Genomic DNA, 18937 nt, shown 5'->3' with positions numbered 1-18937 from the left:
TTTACCGATAGGTAAACAACTATGAGATTCTAAGAAAACATGAGTAAATCGGTGTTTTCGCTTCTTTTATTGAGGGAGGTTAGTTCAATAAAAAATAAACGCCAATTGAACCCTTTGGCGTTTATGTTTATTGAAGAATCACTAATTTCTTTGAGCTAGTGTACCTAAGTTTCCTCGGCACGATATATAAATTTTAAAAGCATATATCTCAAAAAAAATCCAATCAGTATTCCGATGGGTAATGACAACATTGGTAACCAAATAGGTCCGAGTAACATTCCGTTTACTTTAAATGTTGCTGAGTAAATAAGCCCTACTGTAACTAAATAGGCGGAAAACACAAACGGAAGAAACGCTAAGGATGCTTTTTTACCGTTTGCATCACTATAAGCATCCCAAATCGCAAAAAAATAAAGACAAGGATAAAACATCAACCATTGGTAATTCGTTTGTCCAATGGATCTTTCAATTTCCCCATGAAAACTCAGAATAATTACATCATTAAAGTTGGATTGGACATTAATCAATATTTCTAATCCAATTAAAAGTAATCCCTTGAAAAATTTCTTGTTCAGAATTTGAGCAAAACCAGGTAAAGCAATACTCCAAAGGATTTTTTCAAGCTCATCTTTTGTTATCATTGATATTCACTTCTATCACTTTTCTTTTACTAATTCGTATCTATTTGGAGATGGGGTAGTTCTTTCATCCCTCTATTTAAATTTCCTCCAATTTTCTTCATCGAATTTTTCAGACAAATTTATTTTCCTTATTACAGCATTGAAATATTCTAGCTAAAGGTAAAAATTTTATTTTCTATAATTCAATTAACGAGGTAAAGTATGTGAATTTTTTAGGATATTGTATCAATTGTAGAGCAAAATAAAGAGGAAAAAATATAGGAGGAATACAGTATGCCTGAGAAACCCGCAATAACATCATCCGAACTTGGAGTGCTATGGATTACATACCAAGAGAAAACGATGATTTTGCGAATGCTAGAATACTTTATTGAAAAAGCTGACGACGAAAAAGCCAAAAAAATCATGACTGATTTATACAAAGAAATAGACATTTATGTTGGCAAAATAAAAAGTATTTTCAAAAGTGAAGGGGCTGCAATCCCAGTTGGGTTTACTTCTGAAGATGTTAACAAAGATGTGCCTAAGCTATATGAAAATGGTTTTGACATCATGTTTGTACGGTTACTAAAAGAAATTAGTATGGGGTTGCATACGCTAAATATAAACATGGCATATCGTGAAGATATTGTAATTCTTTTCAAAGAACTTACCGCCATTACCCAATCATTTTATAATTCTTGCACACAATATTTACTCGAAAAAGGGATGTTGGCTCGGGCTCCTTATGTTTCTATGCCCAACTCGGTAGAGTTTGTAAAAGATAAAGACTATTTGGCTGGAATGAATCCATTTAGTAAAATTGGTAAAAAGCGAACATTAAATGCAGTTGAAGTTGCTTATATTTTTCATGGTATTGAGTCAAATGTTATTGGGTTACAAATGATTACTGGTTTTGCTCAATGTGCTGATAAAACAGAAGTGAAAAATTTTTTTACAAAAGGAGCAGAACTCTCCAAAAGTATTATTAAAGAGATGAGTGAAACATTTCTCGAAGATGGTATCCAAATACCTGCTCCCTCGGGCGGAAATGCAACGCGTTCAACAGTTCCTCCGTTTTCCGATAAGCTCATGATGTATTGTACCAGCCTTTTTTGTAGTTTTTCTATGGGAGGCAATGCCGTTGGTACTGCATTTAGTTTACGGAACGACTTGGCAGCAAAAAATACTATTTTCACGAAAGATATTTTCGAATATGCCCATGAAGGTGCAAAGATTATGATTAATAACGGATGGATGGAAGAACCGCCTCAAATGATAGAACGAAAAAAATAATTAAAAAATAAAAAGTTATGGAAAAGTCACGAATTGCTCATGACCTTCATGCAAATAGTTATAAGAACAAGCATTAGGTAGTGCGTATTGCAAATAACATCTAAGTTTCTTCTTCAACTAAAGGGTGCGATGCTTTGACAAGGCATCGCCCTATTTTGGTTTGATTAACGAAGCAGATTGTGAAGTGTTGTACTTAAAGTAACGGGTGCGATGCTTCAATAACGAAGGATCGCTTTTCTTATTCAAGTAACTGGCAGGATAGTTAAACAAGGATGGGGAATACTGGGTTATATATTTTTTTTAGGTGGATTAAAAAATGAAACCATTGATTAGAAAAGAAGAAATTATAAGTTCTGATAAGTTTTTTCAAAGAATTCATCAAGTAGAAGTGGATTATGTAAACTATTGGAAAGAACATACGTTATGGCACTGGGAATTTTGGCTTGCAGTAGCATTATCAATCATTCCTTGGCTTGTTTGGATAATACTGCGAAAGCGTGGAAGTGAGGCAAGATTGCTTTTAGCTGGAAGTTTTGGATTAAGTGTAGCTTCTTGGCTTGATTTTTTGGGACTTATTTTTGGGCTCTGGCATTATTCTGGGAGAGTATTGCCTACCATTCCAACGTTTTCACCTTGGGATTTTACTTTAATTCCTGTAACTCTTATGCTTTGGCTACAATTTAAACCAACTCTAAATCCCTTTTTTAAAGCTGTTATTTATTCCGCATTAACTTCCTTTATAGGTGAACCTTTATTTGAATGGATTGGATTTTATACAACTGTAAAATGGAGTGTTTTTTATTCCTTTCCAATTTACATTATTATCTATTTAATAGCTTATCGAATTAGTATGGCAAAATCATTTGAACCTTTGTAATAACTAAACAATATTTCAACAACTCAGTTTGTGAATGATTTCACTTAAAATAACGGGTACCTTTACTTCAATAAGGAGTAGAGCCTTTTTTGTTGTTCCAATAACGGGCAGGTTAGTTAAATAAGTATCGAGTAAAAAATTATGGGGAAAATACCTACAAATATTTAAGGCTAGAGGTGAACTTATTTTTTATGAGAACGTTAATGATAATATCTCTGCTGTTTGTCGGATTGATTTCTTCATATTCAAATGCAAGGGCTAATATAAATCTCGAAGGTGGACCAACCCAAGAAGAACTGCTTGAAGAAACCTTATATACCAGATACTATTCCTACCTTGATAAAACCTACTCAGATTTTATAATGTGTCCACGAATCAATATTGAAAGAATAAATGGGTATAAAAGAAGACATATCGTTCACGCAAGTGCGTTAAATTATGCTGCAAATCATGGTGATATTCCCTATGATAGAATTCATATTACGCTGACCGATACTCCAGAAAGTGGTGTTAAAATAAATAAAATTACAATCCAAAAAGGTATTTCTGAAAATGAAAGCCGTTTACAATGCAGACAAGTGGACTAAACAAATCTTGTTGAACTAAAGGGTGCAAGAGTGAAAAAAGCAACGCATCTCGACTACATTTCTTTTTTATTGCTAAAAATACTTCCTATAACATTCCTGTCTGATGCTTCCGCTTAATTGGGCATAAATCCGGGTAGTTTCACTTTTTTCATGACCTAATAAGCTTTGAATAACATCGAGAGGTGCTCCATTATTCAATAAATGGGTTGCATAGCTGTGCCTGAGTTGGTGTGGATGAATGTCTTTGTTAATGCCAGCACGGTTGGAAATCCGCTTAATTATGTATCTTATCGTGACAATGCTCATTCGATGAGGATCCCGTTCCGTGACAAAGATAGCAGGATCCCTATCTACACGATTTATCCAGGTATCGTTTTAACCAAATTTCACAGCGAATATTAAAATAGACCTCACGTTCCTTATCGCCTTTACCTCTTATAACAGCTGACCGGTTCGACCAATTAATTCTACCCCTATCTAAGGTAACAACTTCTCCTATTCGGCATCCAGTGGAGAACATGAATTCAAACAGAGCCTTTTCCATTGGGGAACAACAGGCTTCCCGTAAATGTTCAATTTCCATTTCAGTCAAAAATTTAGGAATTCGTTTTCCGGTTTTAGGTTCTTTTATTTTAGTTGCTGGATTTTTGGGAATATGCCCTTCTTCATGAGACCATCGAAATAAGGATTTCATAAAACGAATTCGATGAGCCAAACTTGCAGGCTTAAGGCTTTCACTTGATTTTGCTAAATAAGCTTTTAATTGATCCGTAGTAATCGTATCAAGTTGAACATCATTAAAAAAGCGTATAAGTAAGCCGGACTGTAGTTTATATGCTTTTAATGTTTGCGGCGAAAAGCCTTCAATACGTTTATCAGATTCATACGTTTCCCATGCTTGAGATAATAACAAGTTCATCTCTCCCCAAAAAATTTCTTTTTTCAGGAATTATTGACCTGTTTCACGAAATTGAAACAGCGGTTCTAAGCCTAAAATAAAGATACAAGAGAAATCAAGGAAAAACTATAGAGGGAATAGGGGATTTTGGGGGAAAGCGGGAAATGGTAAACGAAAAAAAACTTCAATGTCCTCACAGAAAAAGTAAGGATTGTGAAAATAATGCAAGGAGGATTATAGTAGCTACCGTCCTCATTGTTTGCCTTTTTTTCCTCTGTAATTAACTATGTTTGAAACAATATAGCTTAAGGATTAATCGGCGTTAGAAAAAATATTTAATGTTATCAAAATAAACATCAGACTAAAAAGTGCTGAGGGATCCATTATTAAGCTACCGATTTTAAAAGAAAATTAAAGATAATGTTCTTGCAAATACTTTTCAAAAATGTTAAACTTTAGAAGAATTATTTTTGTTCGGTGTAAAGGATAATATAAGATTAACTATTCGTCTTGATGATCACTGAGTGCAAGGATAGTAACACATTGTGTGCAAAGCACACAGCAGGAGGAAACAAATTGGAACAAGGTAAAGTAAAATGGTTTAACGCAGAAAAAGGTTTCGGTTTCATCGAACATGAAGGTGGAGAAGACGTTTTCGTTCATTTCTCAGCGATCCAAGGCGAAGGTTTTAAATCTTTAGACGAAGGTCAAGCAGTTACTTTTGACGTTGAGCAAGGTCAACGTGGAGCTCAAGCAGCTAACGTGCGTAAAGCTGCTTAATTTTACAAAACAGGGAAGGCAGGCTCTTTTATGGGAGTCTGCTTTTTTTTGTGTGAAACAAAGAACCCCCACTCGTAAAGGAGTAGGGGAATAAAGATGGTTATGAATTGCATTTAAAGTATCGGGTGCTTGAGCGAAACAAAGAGTCTTAACTGCGGCTCTTTTTTTTTTTGTACCACTAACTAGGCAGTTTAATTTGATTAGGGTTAGACTTATCTGTAAAACTTTGCATATCAGGTTATCTACATAGGAATCCTACTAATGAAAGTATTAATAGAAAGGTGTTCGTGTTATGATTAATATTAGTATAAAAAAACTTTACCTTATAGGCAGTGTAGTACAGGCAATTCTTGCTATTGTAGTATCTCAATACCAGTCATATATAATTAAGAAAGAAGCTAAAACAACCAAGAATATTCAATTGAGTGTGGCTATTATTATTTTTATAATAAGTCTTGGACAGACAATGTTGATTATCAAGAAAATTAAATCTAATACTAGAAGTAATTAGTGATTTTTCTTTTTCGGCTAATGGTAAGATTGAGGTGGTTATTTGAATTTTAAGTTCATCAAAAAAGTAAATATAATATAATTTAGTGCAATAGTTGAATTAGTTCTAACAACAATTTATACAGCGATATTAATGTCTTTTGTTACTAAGACTTATAACAAAGTGAAGTGAATTTATCAGATTAAAGAAATTAGGCATAGAAGAGTATTATTTAACTATATAGTGCTTATGAAGAGGTTTGGACCTACAATTTTGAATTAATGTACTTAAAGTAATGGGTGCATTAATGTAACAAACATATTTATTTAAATAAAGCTTAATATACAAGATTCTATGCATAACTTGTATATTAAGCCTTATTTTCCATTCAAAAAACATACTGCCATTGGCGACATTTTTTAATTGCCAAATACACCAAAGCGTAAGGATTCCCGATATGAGGTCGGAAAACGCAGTCAATCATGGGTAAAGGTTATTAATTACCAATTTGATGATGTACTTTTAACGGGCCTCAGAAAAGGTGAATTTGGGCTGCTGCTGAGTTCTTGATGGCAAACCTGCTGGGGTAATGGAGTTTTTTATCCGAGCCTATCAAGTGTTGTGTAAAATATAGGCATTTAACTAAAGCCGGACTCCTTCGGATTCTGTCATTCGTGGAATGGAAATAGAAAATGAAAGAATCGGGTGGGATCGTAATGGTTCCATCCTTTTATTATGATACACATATAGTAAAAATATGTGAAGAATTGCACTTAAACTAAACCAGCTAATAGTTTGTCAACATTTATCAATAAAAACCAAAAAAGTTTCATGATATACTAAAAATAGGCATGCCAAATAACCAGCCAACGAAGCTCATGTTGTGAAAGATTTCGTACTTCATTTTCATCTTTTGGCCAATGGAGTTTGCCGTTATCCAAACGTTTATAAAGCATGGCGAAGCCATCACCGTCGAAATATAAACATTTATTGCGATCCTTACTCCATCCTGAAAATAAGAAAATAGAATCACCATATGGATCAAGTTCGAAAGAATCTTGAATCAGTGTTGCCAGACCATCAATGCCTTTTCGCATATCGGTCTTTCCACAAATGATGTAAATATTTTTCACACTTGTATAGTCGTATTTCACAGATGTTTCAGCTCCCTCATAACCGTTTGGATGATGTGCTCATCCACGCAGTTGGAGAAAGAGATTTCTACGTTAGCCGTTTTGATCGTGCAAACGTTATTAGCTGAGGTTGTTGATGAAGTGGATATATTTGAAACTTTGTTTTCGGAATGTAATGTAACGGGGACAATTGTAAGTTTTTGTAGCGGCATATGAAAAGCACCTCCCTTAAAATTGATACTTTCATAGTGCCAGGAGGCGTGCTTATTTATATGCGTTGTTTGATTGGGGGCTTACAAACAAAGTTAGAAAATAGGCTGTTTTTGTTTCGTTATTTACGAAGAATACGGTCAAAAATCATACTATATAGGGGGAGTACCAGCGTTCGTGCAACAAGAGGCAAAGTAGACATCGCTCAAGTCCCCTGCATCAGCGGACAAAGGAAGGGATTCAGGCTGCAAGGAAACAAGGTAAACATCCTGGAAGACCAAAAACCGATGAGGAAAAGGTTGATTATGCCTTATATCTTCTAGATCAAGGGATGAGTCGTACGGACGCGCGTTTTCTAATTTAAATTGAGGATGGTCACATTACTCAGATAAAGGTTAGACAGTTCTTTACAGACTGAAGGATTATATCAAAGAGTCTAATGATAGAGTAACGTCTTGAAGGGTCTCTTTTAGTCGAATAGCACCTATTTCAGTAAGGATGAAGTGTTATACATATCAGTTAAGATTTGTCATTCAGGCGGTTACACAAAATCATTGACAGAATCCATGAGAATCTGTTTTGATTAATCCGAACATTATTTATGCACGACAAACCATAATTATCCGTGGTTTTTTTATTTTATGCTTAATTTCCAGAAATCCCTGCTTTCGATGCAAGGAGATCGTGCTTGGGGAACAACAAAAATCTTGGCAAGGTTACTGTACGGTGTAAAGTTTGTCCACCGACAATATAGGATAAGGATTGGAGGAGATCACATGTCAACTCTCGAGACCGGGGTAGAAAGATTTAAGAAGTTCTTTTTGAATAACAAATTTGTTTTGTTTCTGTTGATCTTACTGCTGATTGGTTTGAACATTTGGGTCTTTAACTTGATTTCTTTTGTATTCGAGCCTTTTATCGTTCTGGTTCAGACGATATTGCTACCGTTGATTTTAACGGGGGTTATGTATTATTTAACGAATCCGATTGTCAATCTGCTTGAAAAGTGGAGAATTAAGCGTGTCTATTCCATTATCATTCTTTATTTGTTGATCATCGCAATCATTACGCTTCTAATTTTAGCTGTCATTCCGGTTATACGTATTCAAGTCATGGATTTCATCAATAATTTTCCGACCTACAGTGAAGAGGCCAAGCTTCGGTTTAAAAAACTAATCGGAGGCGCTTTTTTTAACCGGTTTCAGTATACGACCGGATATAGCTCCACGGATTGGACAAATACGGTTATAGGCCAACTGACTTCGTTTATTAATCGGTTGGGGAGTAGCTGGAGGAGCGTAGTAGGAGCTATAACGGAAACGGTTCTAGCCATTGTCGTCGTCCCATTCATTTTGTTCTACTTGTTGTTAGATGGCAGAAGGCTGCCACATTACATTCTGAATCTCATTCCGATCAATCTTCGTCCCCAATCCTTCGAGGTGATGGAGGAAATGAATCATCAAATCAGTTCTTATATCCGGGGACAAGTCATCGTTAGTTTTTGCATCGGACTTTTGTTATATATAGGCTATTTGATCATTGGCCTGAAATATTCTTTGGTTCTTGCAATCGCAGCAGCTTTCACAAGCATTGTTCCATATTTGGGGCCGGCGATAGCCATTACTCCGGCATTGATTGTGGCAACCGTTACCTCGCCAGCTATGCTGTTTAAGATGATTATCGTATGGACGATCGTCCAATTGATCGAAGGCAAGTTTATTTCTCCGCAAATTATGGGGAAGTCGCTTCATATTCACCCAATCACGATCATTTTCATTATTTTGACGGCGGGTAATCTGTTTGGATTGGTAGGAATTATCCTGGCGGTTCCAGGCTATGCGGTCCTGAAAGTGATTGTTACTCATTTATTCCAATGGTTTAAAAGACGATCTGGTCTTTATAGACCTTCGGAGCAACAAGAAAAAGAAGTTCGTTAGCACACGAGGTGTGCCTGAACGGCATTCCGTATAATGGACAGTTTCCCCGCGGACCGTGGAAATGTCCCGAAATACAAATAACGCCCTCCCGACTTCCTTTTGGGAGGCGGGAGGGTTGAAGAGATTGCTTTCTTGTTATTTGCTCTTTTGACGAACCGATTTCCGTTTTTGTCATAGCTGCATGCCGGTCAACCCCCAGTGGATCATCTCCGTCATTGGGCTACAAATCGGAAAGTAAAACCCAATTCAGACATTATCATTAGAATCGTCAAGAGATATATCAAGGGCAAGAAACTGTCAGGACTAATCTAGCCAAAGCTTGGACAAAGGCATGCTTGAGCCGTATGTTAGGAAACTAACATGTACGGTTCTTAGGGGGGACGGTGACTGAGAGGTTGCCCTTCTACCCGAAAAAAAGGTAGCGATAACTTCAAAGCCTTACCTATCTGTATGAAGAAGACTGCTTTTTGCGGTCTTTTTTATTTCTTCTTTTAAAACAAGTAGCCCTACTCACGAATTAGTAGGGCACATGTAAACAAGTAAATCAAATGGTAAACACAGTGTATCACATAATCCCGAATTGTCCTAATTACCTTTGAATAAAAATTTTAAAGTGCATTTGTAGAGAGTGGCTAAAATATGCAAGTTTCTATGCATTACTTGTATATTTAGGCTTTTTTAACATTCATGAAACATACTTCCATATACAGCATTATTTAATTGCCAAAAACAGTAGCTTATAAAATCGTGTAAGGGTTATATAAAATTTGCTCACCAAAAAAAGTTCTACAGAGCAGGATGGAGGATCTGAAAGGAAGTTGGGACCTATTCTAAAAGAGTACCCTTACACCAAATACTATTCGTATAATATCAGTTTTAAGGATAAGACTGTTACCTCATCAACTGCGGTTAATCTAATATTGTTATGTTTATTTTTCATTGCTGTCCCCCCAATAGAGTAATTTCTAATTAGTAAATGATTTTAACCAATTAGGGAGGAAGGAAAATGACAAAAGTACAAGATATAATGTCAAAAGATGTAAAGGTATGTACACCGGATGAGCCAGTGACAGCCGCAGCAAAAATTATGCGTGATATTAATTGTGGATCCGTACCGGTTTGTGAAGGGAAAAAAGTTGTGGGTATGATTACAGACCGTGATATTGTCATCAACTGTGTGGCTGATGAAAAAGACTGTAGTTCAATCCATTGCCATGATTGCATGACTTCGGATGTTATTACCTGTTCTCCGGATACAGATGCACATGAATGTGCCCGTATCATGGCTGACAATCGAATCCGTCGTATTCCTGTGGTACAAAATGGTGAAATGGTTGGAATTTGTGCTATCGGTGACCTGGCAATAGTTGATATTCATATCAATGAAGCAGGGGATGCTTTAAGTCAAATATCTCAAAGGCTTCAATAAGAAAATTTCCATATTAATAAAAAAGGAATAATCCGGGAAACGGGTTTATTCCTTTTTTATTAATATTATACGAGTATAGGTATTGTTTCCTTTGTAGTTAATGTACTTACTAAATATTCCACATGATTTTTTGAGCAATTTATTTTAAAACTAAATTGAACCTAAAGAGTAAAATTGGAAAAGGCCTTGTTTTTATTAGAATAAAGATTATGAAAATTTGTATTTATAGTAACGGGTGCGATTATTTAATATGAACAGTCTCTTGTGATCTAATCTGTACATCCTTAAACAATCATTTCTGTACATACTTAGCGTATCATTTATAGACATAAAAAAGATAATAAAAGAGGGGTCTAAATAAGTTTTAGAATCCCTCTAAATGTCACTGATCACCTAGGAATTATTAGTATCCTCCACGCATGAAGGATACTCCCACAATGATTAAAAGGATGAAAAGCACTACGATTAAAGAAAATTGATTCATATTGTATCACCTCCTTTATAAAAGAAGTAATACAGTATATGACAATACTATTTATATCGAAATGGACGAGCATGGAAATATAAAAAATAAATTGCTGTACATTTCGAATATGTTGTCCTTATTTATCCGTATTAATATGGATATTAACGAACCATATTGCGACATAAAAAACTTAGGTATCTATTTCATCAGGGAGATCTGAAACAAAAAGGGCATAACTTAAAAGTTTCATATCATTTTGTATTAGTTTTCTGATTTCAATGTTGTCACATTTATAATAATCGTCTGTTAATCGTTTAAGTTCACTGCAAATTAATTCAATTGGAATCATGTTACGCTCCTTTTCTCAATGATATGTAATAATTATGAATCATTTTAATTACCCTTGAAAGGGTTTGATAAACAAAAAATTTAATTATAAAGGTTAATTCGCAATACGGATAAATTGTGTAGTAAATGCGAAGGGATTGAAAAAAACGGGCAGTTTAGCATTCCTGTAGATCCGTTAAATATCAGCTTTTAAAAAAATAGAGCCCCTCAGTAAGATACGAGTATAGAGTCCAATCTAACTCAGAGTCTTAAGTAGGAAGCCCTTCTTTAAATTTTAAAATGCAAGAAATACAAAATCAACTAATAGAAAGAATTTCCGATACATCTAATTGTTGGTGTGGATATTGCTCAAAAATTTCACTTTGCACGAGCAGTTAACTTTCGTGGAATTGTAGTTGGTGAGACTATTTCATTTGGAAATAATGAAGAGGGATTCGCTAATCTATTAAACTGGATTCAAGATTTAATAATGAAATAAATAGCTATGTAATAAGAGTGAGAAAAAATAGCCATTATCGCACTCTAGAGTTTAATAAACAATATATATTCTTGCACGTTTTGTAAGATATGTTTGCGAATTTAGTACTTGGAGGGAAGGTAACTTATAATATATACTATTCGTATAATATAAATTTTACGAATAGTTGAATAATTACAGGAACATCTGTTATAATAAAAGAAAAATTATGGAGGTTTTTGGACATTGAGTACAAATTTGGAACAAATTATTTTAGATGTATTGAATGAGAACCTCTCCCCCTTCTTAATCGTTTTATTCGGATCAAGGGTCAAAGGAACATTCCATAATGAAAGTGATATTGATATTGCATATCTTAGTGATAATAAGGTCTTAGATAAGTATGAAATATTTATGTTATCTCAAGAACTAGCAGCAAGGCTTGGTCGAGATGTTGATCTAATAGACCTAAATCAAGCAAGTACGGTGTTCCAGGCACAGATTATACATACTGGAAAGGTGATCTACTGTATAGATGATCAAAAAAGACAACAATTTGAACTAAAAACCCTGAAAATGTATACAAAACTGAACGAAGAGCGTTTTCCTGTATTGAAAAGAATTGATGAAAGCGGGTCTGTGTATGAAAAATGATATTATATTGAACAAGGTAAGTATTATTGAACGCTGCATTAAGCGAATTCATGAAGAGTACGATAATAATCCAAGTAATTTACAAAATTACACAAAACAAGATTCTATTATTCTTAACCTTCAGAGAGCATGTGAAGCTAGTATTGATCTTGCAATGCATATTGTAGCAGAGAAAAAATTTGGGCTTCCCCAAAATAGCCGTGATGCCTTTTCATTAATAGAAGAACACGGTATTATACCCCCTTCACTCTCTAAGAAGATGAGGGCCATGATAGGCTTTCGAAATATAGCCGTTCATGATTATCAAGAAATTAACTTAACGATTTTACAAAAGATACTTGAAGTTCACTTAGTTGACTTTATGCAGTTCACTAAAACCATAATTTTATATTAGTGAGTAACCATAATAAAATTATGTAAACTATTATTCGTAAAAATTGTATTATACGAACATTCATTCTATAATGAAAGTATAATATATTTTACAGAGGTGTTTTGCATGGCAATTTCCAAACAACATGAACAATACGAAAACCAATTAGAAATCTTGCTTAAAGAAATGCCTAATTACGTGGTGGAATACGTGGATGCTAAACAAGACATCCGCTCCCCCCTTACGCTCTTTAATTACGTTAGAGATTTTCGTGATTTCTTTCGTTGGTTAATAACCGAAGGGATTGTTAAGTGTGATCAAATTAAGGATATCCCAACAGATACACTAGCAACTCTTTCTTTGGATGAAGCTAGAAATTATTTTAAGTTTTTATCGAGGAAAAAATATAAAGTATCACAAACTGATGATGAAACGAAACAAGTCGATGCTAAGACAGTAAACCGTCATAAGTCCTCCCTCCGCTCCTTGTTTAAATACCTGACAATTGAAGCGGAAGTAGCAAATAATGAACCCTATTTCCACAGGAATGTTATGCAGAAAATTGAAGTAACCAAAGTAAAACAGACGTTTAATGAGCGAGCGAAACAACTATCAGATAAGATTTTTATTGGTGATAAGGATCTAGAATTCCTTGATTATATTAAGGGTGAATATGAGAGTTCCCTCTCCCCTTCTCAACTTAAGTATTTTAAACGTGATCGAGAACGAAATATTAGTATCCTCTCTCTTTTTTTAGGAACTGGAATTCGGGTAAATGAATTATCAAATTTAAGAATTAAAGATATTGATTTTTCTTCCAAAGAGATCAGTGTTATACGGAAAGGAAATAAAAAAGATACGGTATCAGTCACTCCTTCTAGCATTCAGGACCTAAAAAACTATCTTTCCATCAGAAATGGAAGATATAAGGCTAGAAACGGGGAAAATGAGTTTGTATATGTAAAGTTATACAATAATGAACCTAAACCCCTAACTAATCGAGCCATTGAGGACATTGTTTACAAATATACTAAAGCCTTTGACAAAAGGATGTCACCTCATAAACTAAGACATACTTACGCTACCAACCTCGCAGAACAAACCAATGGTGATATTCCTTTGATTATGTCTCAACTTGGGCATACGTCATCGGATATTTCTTTGCTTTACATTAATACCACGAGAGAAAAAGCGAGACTTGCTGCGGAAGCTCTAGATAAACGAAGAGAGAAACAATAACCTAACCCACAGTTTCCTAAACGGTTGGTCGGAGGAGCCCTTTCAAATAAAACAATTATTCACAGAGAGGAGCTAAAATATGCATTTTTATATGAAAGAAGCTACAGAGGTTCTTGAGCGAACACCACAATCAATAGAGTATTTTTTATCAGATTTATCTGAAGGATGGTTGCTCTGTAATGAGGGTGAAGGAACATGGAATGTCACTGAAGTGATTGAGCACCTCATTGAGAGAGAGAAAAATAATTGGATGCCAAGGTTAAAAATTTTTCTTAAGGAAGGCGAAGGTGAACCCTTTCCTCCATTTGATCGTTATTCGGACATTAACGGACAATCTGAAAAGGTATTTTATTATTATTAATTTAGCGAAGAACCCGACAAATCCCAACAAAATAAATTTCAAAAAATCTAATTAATCGTTTGATTAGTTTTGCCATAGAGCCTGCTACGTAAGGATTTTATACGGATAGTGAGCAAATTTTTTGTCATTTAATTAAACGTTTGATTAGATTGGTGAAAAGCCTCTCTTCTTAACATAATACGAAAATTTTAGGTTGATAGCCTATATTAATGTTTACTCGTCTAAGAACCTGATGTTCATTCAATTGGGAACTAATTCTATGCATTATACAAAAAACTGCGATGGTTGTTTAAAAAGACGTTTAATTAAAAGTCTTCCTCTTTTTTATCGTGCTTATTCGACTAAACTAATGGTTTGTGGAATAAGATAAAAAGCCAAAATCAAATACAAATGATTATAAAACAAAAAGTTGCCCATTAGTAGGCAGCTTTATTTTTCTGAAATATAGGAAATGATTCTCTCAAATACATCTAATTGATCAGTAACAATAAAAACAGGGAGAAGCATCATAGCAAGAAATACAACAAAATTAGAACCCACTCCTATTTTAAAAAACCTATTTAACAAATTCATCTTCATCCCTTCTTAGTGTTTGTAATATTACATACTATGCCGATATATCGAAAGGGATTGGACAACCTTTAAATAAAATAATTTTAATTAGAAAAAAGCTCCTATTAATGATTCTTTAAATATCATTTTTGTATCCCGAATGACGTAATAGAGAGATCCCCTGAGAGAATCCACTTAAATGTCCTGACTCACCTAGTTTCCCAGCAAATTCGAGTTGTTTTACAGCGAGGTCAAATTATTCCAATTATTGGTCTAGGTGGGATTTATATGCATTAAAGTGCTTTTCCAGTTTCAATAGATGATTAATTAGAGAATTTAATATCTTCATCATTAAAGTGCCCTGCGGACTTACTAACTCAATATTTAATGAGCAACTAAAAAAGCAACAAATCCATCAATTTTTTTCTTGGACTGTGCGTACTTGGGGCCTTCATGCCATTGATATTACTTCTTTAATAACGATGTAAAAACGTTTCTCTGTTGCCTGTAACTATGACTTCATTTGGACTATTATCGACTTGAGCTTCGATAAGGTATCGTATGGAGGGCCTAATTTTGCGAAAATATGAGTTTATACATAATTATCTCTAACTGCTTTATTTAAAAGGCCTATGCTGCGGTCTAAATCTTCTTTGACTTGCTTCTTATACCGTCTAGCTTCATCCTTATTGGCAATTTCATATACTTTAAGCTCTTGGCGCTTAGAGCCCTCTTTTATAATCCGAGACCTTGTGATGATTCCATCATCCAGCAGTTCGTGCAATCCTTTGTAAACTTCAGAATGGTTGGGCTTATAATCAAAGTGTTTAAATGTTTTATAAAAATCATCCAACATCTCTTGGCCGTATGGTCCCCTCTGCTCGATTATCCACGAGAGTAAATACAGCTTTATAAACGCACGTTGCTTGATTAAAAAGTTATCTCTGTTGCGTGATTTTACCTCTTTTTCTTTCATTACATTATCCTTCAAAATAAACCCTCCTTGCTGACCGTTTGGTGGTGTTGCTTAAATTATAAACCATACGTTGTCCGGGTGCATGTAAAATATTTAATGTGAATTTAGAACATACTGAAATTAGAAAATTGTTTTGAAACCACAGAATGTTCCTTTCACGAAGTTGTTCAACTAGTTGCAGTAACTGAACCGTATTTCGTCCAAGACGATCCATTCGAGTCACAACTAATGTATCGCCAGTATCAATTTTGGAAAGGAGTTCATCCAATTGTTGCTTCTGTTTAGAAACACCACTGATTTTCTCCTTAACAATTTCGTCTACTCCAAATTTTGTAAGTTGTTCAATTTGGGTATCAAGGTTTTGGTCTTGTGTACTTACCCGAGCATATCCATAAATCATTTTTCGGCCTCTTTTAATATGTATTTTTGATAGGTGTTATTGAGAGTCTATCAAGCTAATAATATCAAGGAACCAAAAACTTATCAATAGGGTGTACCCTATTGATACAAGAGTTTCTGGCTTAACGTTGTAAACGCGGATTTACAACGTTAAGAACATAAAAAGAGCCTAATTTCCCATAAAGAATACCTTATATATTTCTAGTTAACATAAAAGTTAATTATCGGAAAAAAAGAACCACAAACGAATTTGATTCGTTTGTGGTTCTTTTTTTATCCTAGATATGCTTTGAACATCCATAAATGCTTACTTACACTTTTTTTAATTCCTAGTAGCATGTCGGCTGTGCCTTCGTCATCTGCCTCTTCAGCAAGAGTAATAGCTGCTTGTAGCTCATCAACAATTTTCGCTAAGTCGCCACTTAGTATTCGTACCATATCTTCTTCATTCTCACCACCTGATGCTTCCTCAATATATGAGAGCTCTAAACACTCTTTCAACGTTCCAACAGGTTTTCCTTCTAACGCAAGAATTCGTTCTGCAAATTCATCAATAACCATTGCAGCTTCATTATACAACTCTTCAAATTTTGCATGCAGAGTAAAGAAATGCGGTCCTTTTATATACCAATGGTAATTATGTAATTTCGTGTAAAGTACTGTCCAGGCTGCCACTTGTTTGTTAACAGATTGAATCAATTCAACAGACATTCTATCTCCTCCTGTAATGGTATATTTCCCAATTGGATCAGAGGTTAGCCCCTCTTTTTTAAGTTCTTTTTTCGTTTTCATATTACCCATCTCCTGAACATCATCTAAATTCGGTCATGGAATCCCTTTTATCTTTCTTTGGCTCTGTACTCTTTTTTAACAATGGATATTCTACTGCTTTTCATCTTTGGTATCATCAATTTTTCCAGCACCTAGTCCTTCATTAATCATCTCATCAATTTGGTGTTTATCTGTAATAAGATCGTACTCCTTTAAAATTTATTTTCCCCTAAATTCCACGTCAAATTAATTTGACCATCTATTCGAGTATAATTTATGAATAATCTAGGAACATTCTTCTATATTGTACCCTTTATATCAACACCTTGCCATAAATTTGATGAATAATTCTATAAAACAGATATTATGTATGATGAATAGACCCTTGGAAATTATAGATCCTTGAAGCAATGTAACGAATATATTAGCAACGGACAAAGGGCACAATGGGCATATCCGGATGACACCAGCTCATAAAATTCCAACCGGCACCCAATTTTTCCTTCCATTTTAGTGTGAACGTTCTTCATAGACACCGATAAGGGATTCGCTGACAAAACATTAATGTTGCGCATGCACCTCTTTGCGGTTGACTACGACACGGCGAATGAAGAACGCTGTGACCAAGCCAATCAGTGCTATGATAATCATGTACAAGAATACGTTTTGTGATCCCGCCGTCATGGCGTTTGCCATTTCGGCCTGTTTGGCCGGAGCGGAGGAGCCGTGCAAATACTTCCCCATCCCTCTCGTAAGGATACTGACAGCTACAGCTACTCAAATCGCACCTGTAACCTGCGGCAGTGTGTTTAAGACTGCCGTACCGTGCGGATATAATTCTGGCGGTAATTGATTTAGTCCGTTCGTTTGAGCAGGCATAAATATCATGCCTATCCCAATAAAGAGCCCTATATGCAAAGCAACCATAAAGGCCACTGAAGAAGCAGGAGATAGGGTAGTAAAGAACCATAACATGACTGAAACGATCACGAATCCGGGAATAACGAGCCATTTTGGCCCATATTTATCGAACAAGTGCCCCATACGCGGGGAGAGAAGACCGTTAAGCGCACTGCCCGGCAAAAGCATGAGTCCCGCAATGAACGGAGACAATCCTGCACCCGTCTGTAGAAACATCGGCAGGATAATCATGATCGACATAAAAATCATCGGGCATAAAGCTACTAGAATCAGCCCTACGACGTACATCGGATACTTGAAAACGCTCAGATTCATCATCGGATTACTCATAACGTTCTGACGCAGTATGAACAGCACCAACGCGACGAGTCCAACAATGATTGAAGTGATCACAACTGGGCTGCCCCAGCCCCCAGATCCTTCGCCCGCCTGACTAAAGCCAAAAACAACTCCTCCGAATCCAATCGTTGACAATAACACAGATAGTAAATCAATCCGTTGCTTTGTGACAGCCGTAACGTTTTCCAAATACCTCAACCCTATCAACAACCCTATAACCAAAAATGGAAGTGATAACCAGAAGATGTACTGCCATGTTAAATATCCGATTACTAGACCACCTATGGTCGGTCCAGTCGCTGGGGCAAACATGGTAACAAGCCCGACTAACCCCATTGCAGCCCCCCGCTTTTCAGGCGGATATATGACGAGAATTGTATTGAACAAGAGTGGGATCAAGGTGCTAATACCTACTGCCTGTAAAACTCGGCCGAACATTAACATTCCGAAATTGAACGCCAGCGCTGCGATCAATGTACCGACGATTAAGCTGATGAGCGAACCTATGAAGAGCTGTCTTGTAGTAAACATCTGCAACAACAACCCACTTATTGGCGTTAAAATGCCTATAGTCAACATGTACCCGGTTGTTAACCACTGTACAGTTGCGGCTGAAATTTGGAATACTTCCATTAAATTAGTCATTGCAATATTGAGGGCAGTTTCGCTTAGATAGCCGAAGAAACTGCAGATAAGCAGCGCTGCCATAATGGCACGCGTATTGTATTTATTTTCCATTTATAAATCTCCTTGTAAATCAATTTAATTAAAAACGTTTATTTTTTAGCAAATCCTTGTCTGTTTAAATATTCAAGCATGAAGGG

General features: G+C 35.5%; 16 protein-coding genes and 6 pseudogenes. 13 read left to right on the top strand and 9 right to left on the bottom strand.

All coding sequences use genetic code 11. The features are described from left to right. Positions 1 to 164 precede the first annotated feature (164 nt). Positions 165 to 641 carry a hypothetical protein gene (locus tag J7E81_RS09245; protein WP_215041859.1) on the bottom strand — a complete coding sequence of 159 codons (477 nt, stop codon included), beginning with the start codon at positions 639 to 641 and terminating at the stop codon, positions 165 to 167. Between the two features lie 273 nt (positions 642 to 914). Here J7E81_RS09245 and J7E81_RS09240 point away from each other — a divergent pair, with 273 nt between their 5' ends. From J7E81_RS09240 to J7E81_RS09230, 3 genes are all read left to right on the top strand, one after another. After that, complete coding sequence (locus J7E81_RS09240; RefSeq protein WP_215041858.1) at positions 915 to 1916, top strand: DUF3231 family protein; 1002 nt, start codon at positions 915 to 917, stop codon at positions 1914 to 1916. Positions 1917 to 2232: 316 nt separating this feature from the next. After that, positions 2233 to 2793, top strand: coding sequence for a CBO0543 family protein (locus tag J7E81_RS09235; RefSeq protein ID WP_215041857.1), 561 nt, complete (start codon positions 2233 to 2235; stop codon positions 2791 to 2793). 191 nt (positions 2794 to 2984) lie between these two features. Beyond that, positions 2985 to 3380 carry a hypothetical protein gene (locus tag J7E81_RS09230; RefSeq protein ID WP_215041856.1) on the top strand — a complete coding sequence of 132 codons (396 nt, stop codon included), beginning with the start codon at positions 2985 to 2987 and terminating at the stop codon, positions 3378 to 3380. Between the two features lie 72 nt (positions 3381 to 3452). On the opposite strand, the pseudogene J7E81_RS09225 reads toward J7E81_RS09230, so the two are convergent. Further along, positions 3453 to 4293: pseudogene (locus J7E81_RS09225) on the bottom strand (tyrosine-type recombinase/integrase). Positions 4294 to 4854: 561 nt separating this feature from the next. Between J7E81_RS09225 and J7E81_RS09220 the strand changes: the two are divergent. After that, positions 4855 to 5058 carry a cold-shock protein gene (locus J7E81_RS09220; RefSeq protein ID WP_215041855.1) on the top strand — a complete coding sequence of 68 codons (204 nt, stop codon included), beginning with the start codon at positions 4855 to 4857 and terminating at the stop codon, positions 5056 to 5058. Positions 5059 to 5350: 292 nt separating this feature from the next. Then, positions 5351 to 5569, top strand: coding sequence for a hypothetical protein (locus J7E81_RS09215; RefSeq protein ID WP_215041854.1), 219 nt, complete (start codon positions 5351 to 5353; stop codon positions 5567 to 5569). Positions 5570 to 6387: 818 nt separating this feature from the next. Here J7E81_RS09215 and tnpB read toward each other — a convergent pair. Together tnpB and J7E81_RS09205 are read right to left on the bottom strand one after the other, a co-directional pair. Then, positions 6388 to 6702 (bottom strand): IS66 family insertion sequence element accessory protein TnpB, encoded by a 315-nt coding sequence (gene tnpB / locus J7E81_RS09210; RefSeq protein WP_215041853.1) that lies wholly within the window; start codon positions 6700 to 6702, stop codon positions 6388 to 6390. Beyond that, complete coding sequence (locus J7E81_RS09205) at positions 6699 to 6893, bottom strand: hypothetical protein (protein ID WP_215041852.1); 195 nt, start codon at positions 6891 to 6893, stop codon at positions 6699 to 6701. Before J7E81_RS09205 ends, tnpB begins: the two co-directional genes overlap by 4 nt. A 218-nt stretch (positions 6894 to 7111) precedes the next feature. Between J7E81_RS09205 and J7E81_RS30500 the strand changes: the two are divergent. The 3 genes and pseudogenes from J7E81_RS30500 to J7E81_RS09195 form a co-directional block, all read left to right on the top strand. Further along, positions 7112 to 7255, top strand: a pseudogene (locus J7E81_RS30500) (recombinase family protein); the annotation flags it as partial. A 412-nt stretch (positions 7256 to 7667) separates the two neighbouring features. Beyond that, a complete protein-coding gene (locus tag J7E81_RS09200; protein WP_215041851.1) occupies positions 7668 to 8828 on the top strand; it encodes an AI-2E family transporter in 1161 nt (386 codons plus the stop codon). 1006 nt (positions 8829 to 9834) lie between these two features. Then, positions 9835 to 10257, top strand: a complete 423-nt coding sequence (locus J7E81_RS09195) for a CBS domain-containing protein (RefSeq protein WP_215041850.1) — start codon at positions 9835 to 9837, stop codon at positions 10255 to 10257. A gap of 403 nt (positions 10258 to 10660) precedes the next feature. Here the strand turns inward: J7E81_RS09195 and J7E81_RS09190 are convergent, their stop codons facing one another. Next, a complete protein-coding gene (locus J7E81_RS09190; RefSeq protein ID WP_215041870.1) occupies positions 10661 to 10741 on the bottom strand; it encodes a YjcZ family sporulation protein in 81 nt (26 codons plus the stop codon). Positions 10742 to 11350: 609 nt separating this feature from the next. Between J7E81_RS09190 and J7E81_RS30495 the strand changes: the two are divergent. From J7E81_RS30495 to J7E81_RS09170, 5 genes and pseudogenes are all read left to right on the top strand, one after another. Continuing rightward, positions 11351 to 11537 (top strand): annotated as a pseudogene (locus J7E81_RS30495) (IS110 family RNA-guided transposase); the annotation flags it as partial. 237 nt (positions 11538 to 11774) lie between these two features. Next, positions 11775 to 12182 (top strand): type VII toxin-antitoxin system MntA family adenylyltransferase antitoxin, encoded by a 408-nt coding sequence (mntA, locus tag J7E81_RS09185; protein ID WP_215041849.1) that lies wholly within the window; start codon positions 11775 to 11777, stop codon positions 12180 to 12182. Continuing rightward, positions 12172 to 12576 (top strand): type VII toxin-antitoxin system HepT family RNase toxin, encoded by a 405-nt coding sequence (gene hepT, locus J7E81_RS09180; protein ID WP_215041848.1) that lies wholly within the window; start codon positions 12172 to 12174, stop codon positions 12574 to 12576. Before mntA ends, hepT begins: the two co-directional genes overlap by 11 nt. 105 nt (positions 12577 to 12681) lie before the next feature. Then, entirely contained in the window at positions 12682 to 13794 is a 1113-nt protein-coding gene (xerS, locus tag J7E81_RS09175; RefSeq protein WP_215041847.1) for a tyrosine recombinase XerS, read from the top strand. 79 nt (positions 13795 to 13873) lie between these two features. After that, positions 13874 to 14137, top strand: a pseudogene (locus J7E81_RS09170) (DinB family protein); the annotation flags it as partial. Positions 14138 to 15299: 1162 nt separating this feature from the next. On the opposite strand, the gene J7E81_RS09165 reads toward J7E81_RS09170, so the two are convergent. The 4 genes and pseudogenes from J7E81_RS09165 to J7E81_RS09150 form a co-directional block, all read right to left on the bottom strand. Beyond that, on the bottom strand, positions 15300 to 15698 hold the full coding sequence (locus J7E81_RS09165; protein ID WP_251028551.1) for a helix-turn-helix domain-containing protein: 399 nt from the start codon (positions 15696 to 15698) through the stop codon (positions 15300 to 15302). 135 nt (positions 15699 to 15833) lie between these two features. Further along, positions 15834 to 16083: pseudogene (locus J7E81_RS09160) on the bottom strand (recombinase family protein); the annotation flags it as partial. Positions 16084 to 16355: 272 nt separating this feature from the next. Next, positions 16356 to 16793 (bottom strand): Dps family protein, encoded by a 438-nt coding sequence (locus tag J7E81_RS09155; RefSeq protein WP_215041868.1) that lies wholly within the window; start codon positions 16791 to 16793, stop codon positions 16356 to 16358. A 621-nt stretch (positions 16794 to 17414) separates the two neighbouring features. After that, a pseudogene (locus tag J7E81_RS09150) lies at positions 17415 to 18851 on the bottom strand (DHA2 family efflux MFS transporter permease subunit). Between the last annotated feature and the right edge of the window lie 86 nt (positions 18852 to 18937).

It is taken from the genome of Bacillus sp. ISL-18 (assembly GCF_018613415.1).
Classification (GTDB): domain Bacteria; phylum Bacillota; class Bacilli; order Bacillales; family Cytobacillaceae; genus Neobacillus.
This window is presented reverse-complemented; position numbering and strand designations above follow the sequence as displayed.

Excerpts from the sequence above, each read along its gene's own strand:
- J7E81_RS09245 (WP_215041859.1), bottom strand. The coding sequence starts at position 641 with ATGATAACAAAAGATGAGCTTGAAAAAATCCTTTGGAGTATTGCTTTA.
- J7E81_RS09240 (WP_215041858.1), top strand. The coding sequence starts at position 915 with ATGCCTGAGAAACCCGCAATAACATCATCCGAACTTGGAGTGCTATGG.
- J7E81_RS09235 (WP_215041857.1), top strand. The coding sequence starts at position 2,233 with ATGAAACCATTGATTAGAAAAGAAGAAATTATAAGTTCTGATAAGTTT.
- J7E81_RS09230 (WP_215041856.1), top strand. The coding sequence starts at position 2,985 with ATGAGAACGTTAATGATAATATCTCTGCTGTTTGTCGGATTGATTTCT.
- J7E81_RS09215 (WP_215041854.1), top strand. The coding sequence starts at position 5,351 with ATGATTAATATTAGTATAAAAAAACTTTACCTTATAGGCAGTGTAGTA.
- J7E81_RS09205 (WP_215041852.1), bottom strand. The coding sequence starts at position 6,893 with ATGCCGCTACAAAAACTTACAATTGTCCCCGTTACATTACATTCCGAA.
- J7E81_RS09200 (WP_215041851.1), top strand. The coding sequence starts at position 7,668 with ATGTCAACTCTCGAGACCGGGGTAGAAAGATTTAAGAAGTTCTTTTTG.
- J7E81_RS09195 (WP_215041850.1), top strand. The coding sequence starts at position 9,835 with ATGACAAAAGTACAAGATATAATGTCAAAAGATGTAAAGGTATGTACA.
- J7E81_RS09190 (WP_215041870.1), bottom strand. The coding sequence starts at position 10,741 with ATGAATCAATTTTCTTTAATCGTAGTGCTTTTCATCCTTTTAATCATT.
- hepT (WP_215041848.1), top strand. The coding sequence starts at position 12,172 with ATGAAAAATGATATTATATTGAACAAGGTAAGTATTATTGAACGCTGC.
- xerS (WP_215041847.1), top strand. The coding sequence starts at position 12,682 with ATGGCAATTTCCAAACAACATGAACAATACGAAAACCAATTAGAAATC.
- J7E81_RS09155 (WP_215041868.1), bottom strand. The coding sequence starts at position 16,793 with ATGTCTGTTGAATTGATTCAATCTGTTAACAAACAAGTGGCAGCCTGG.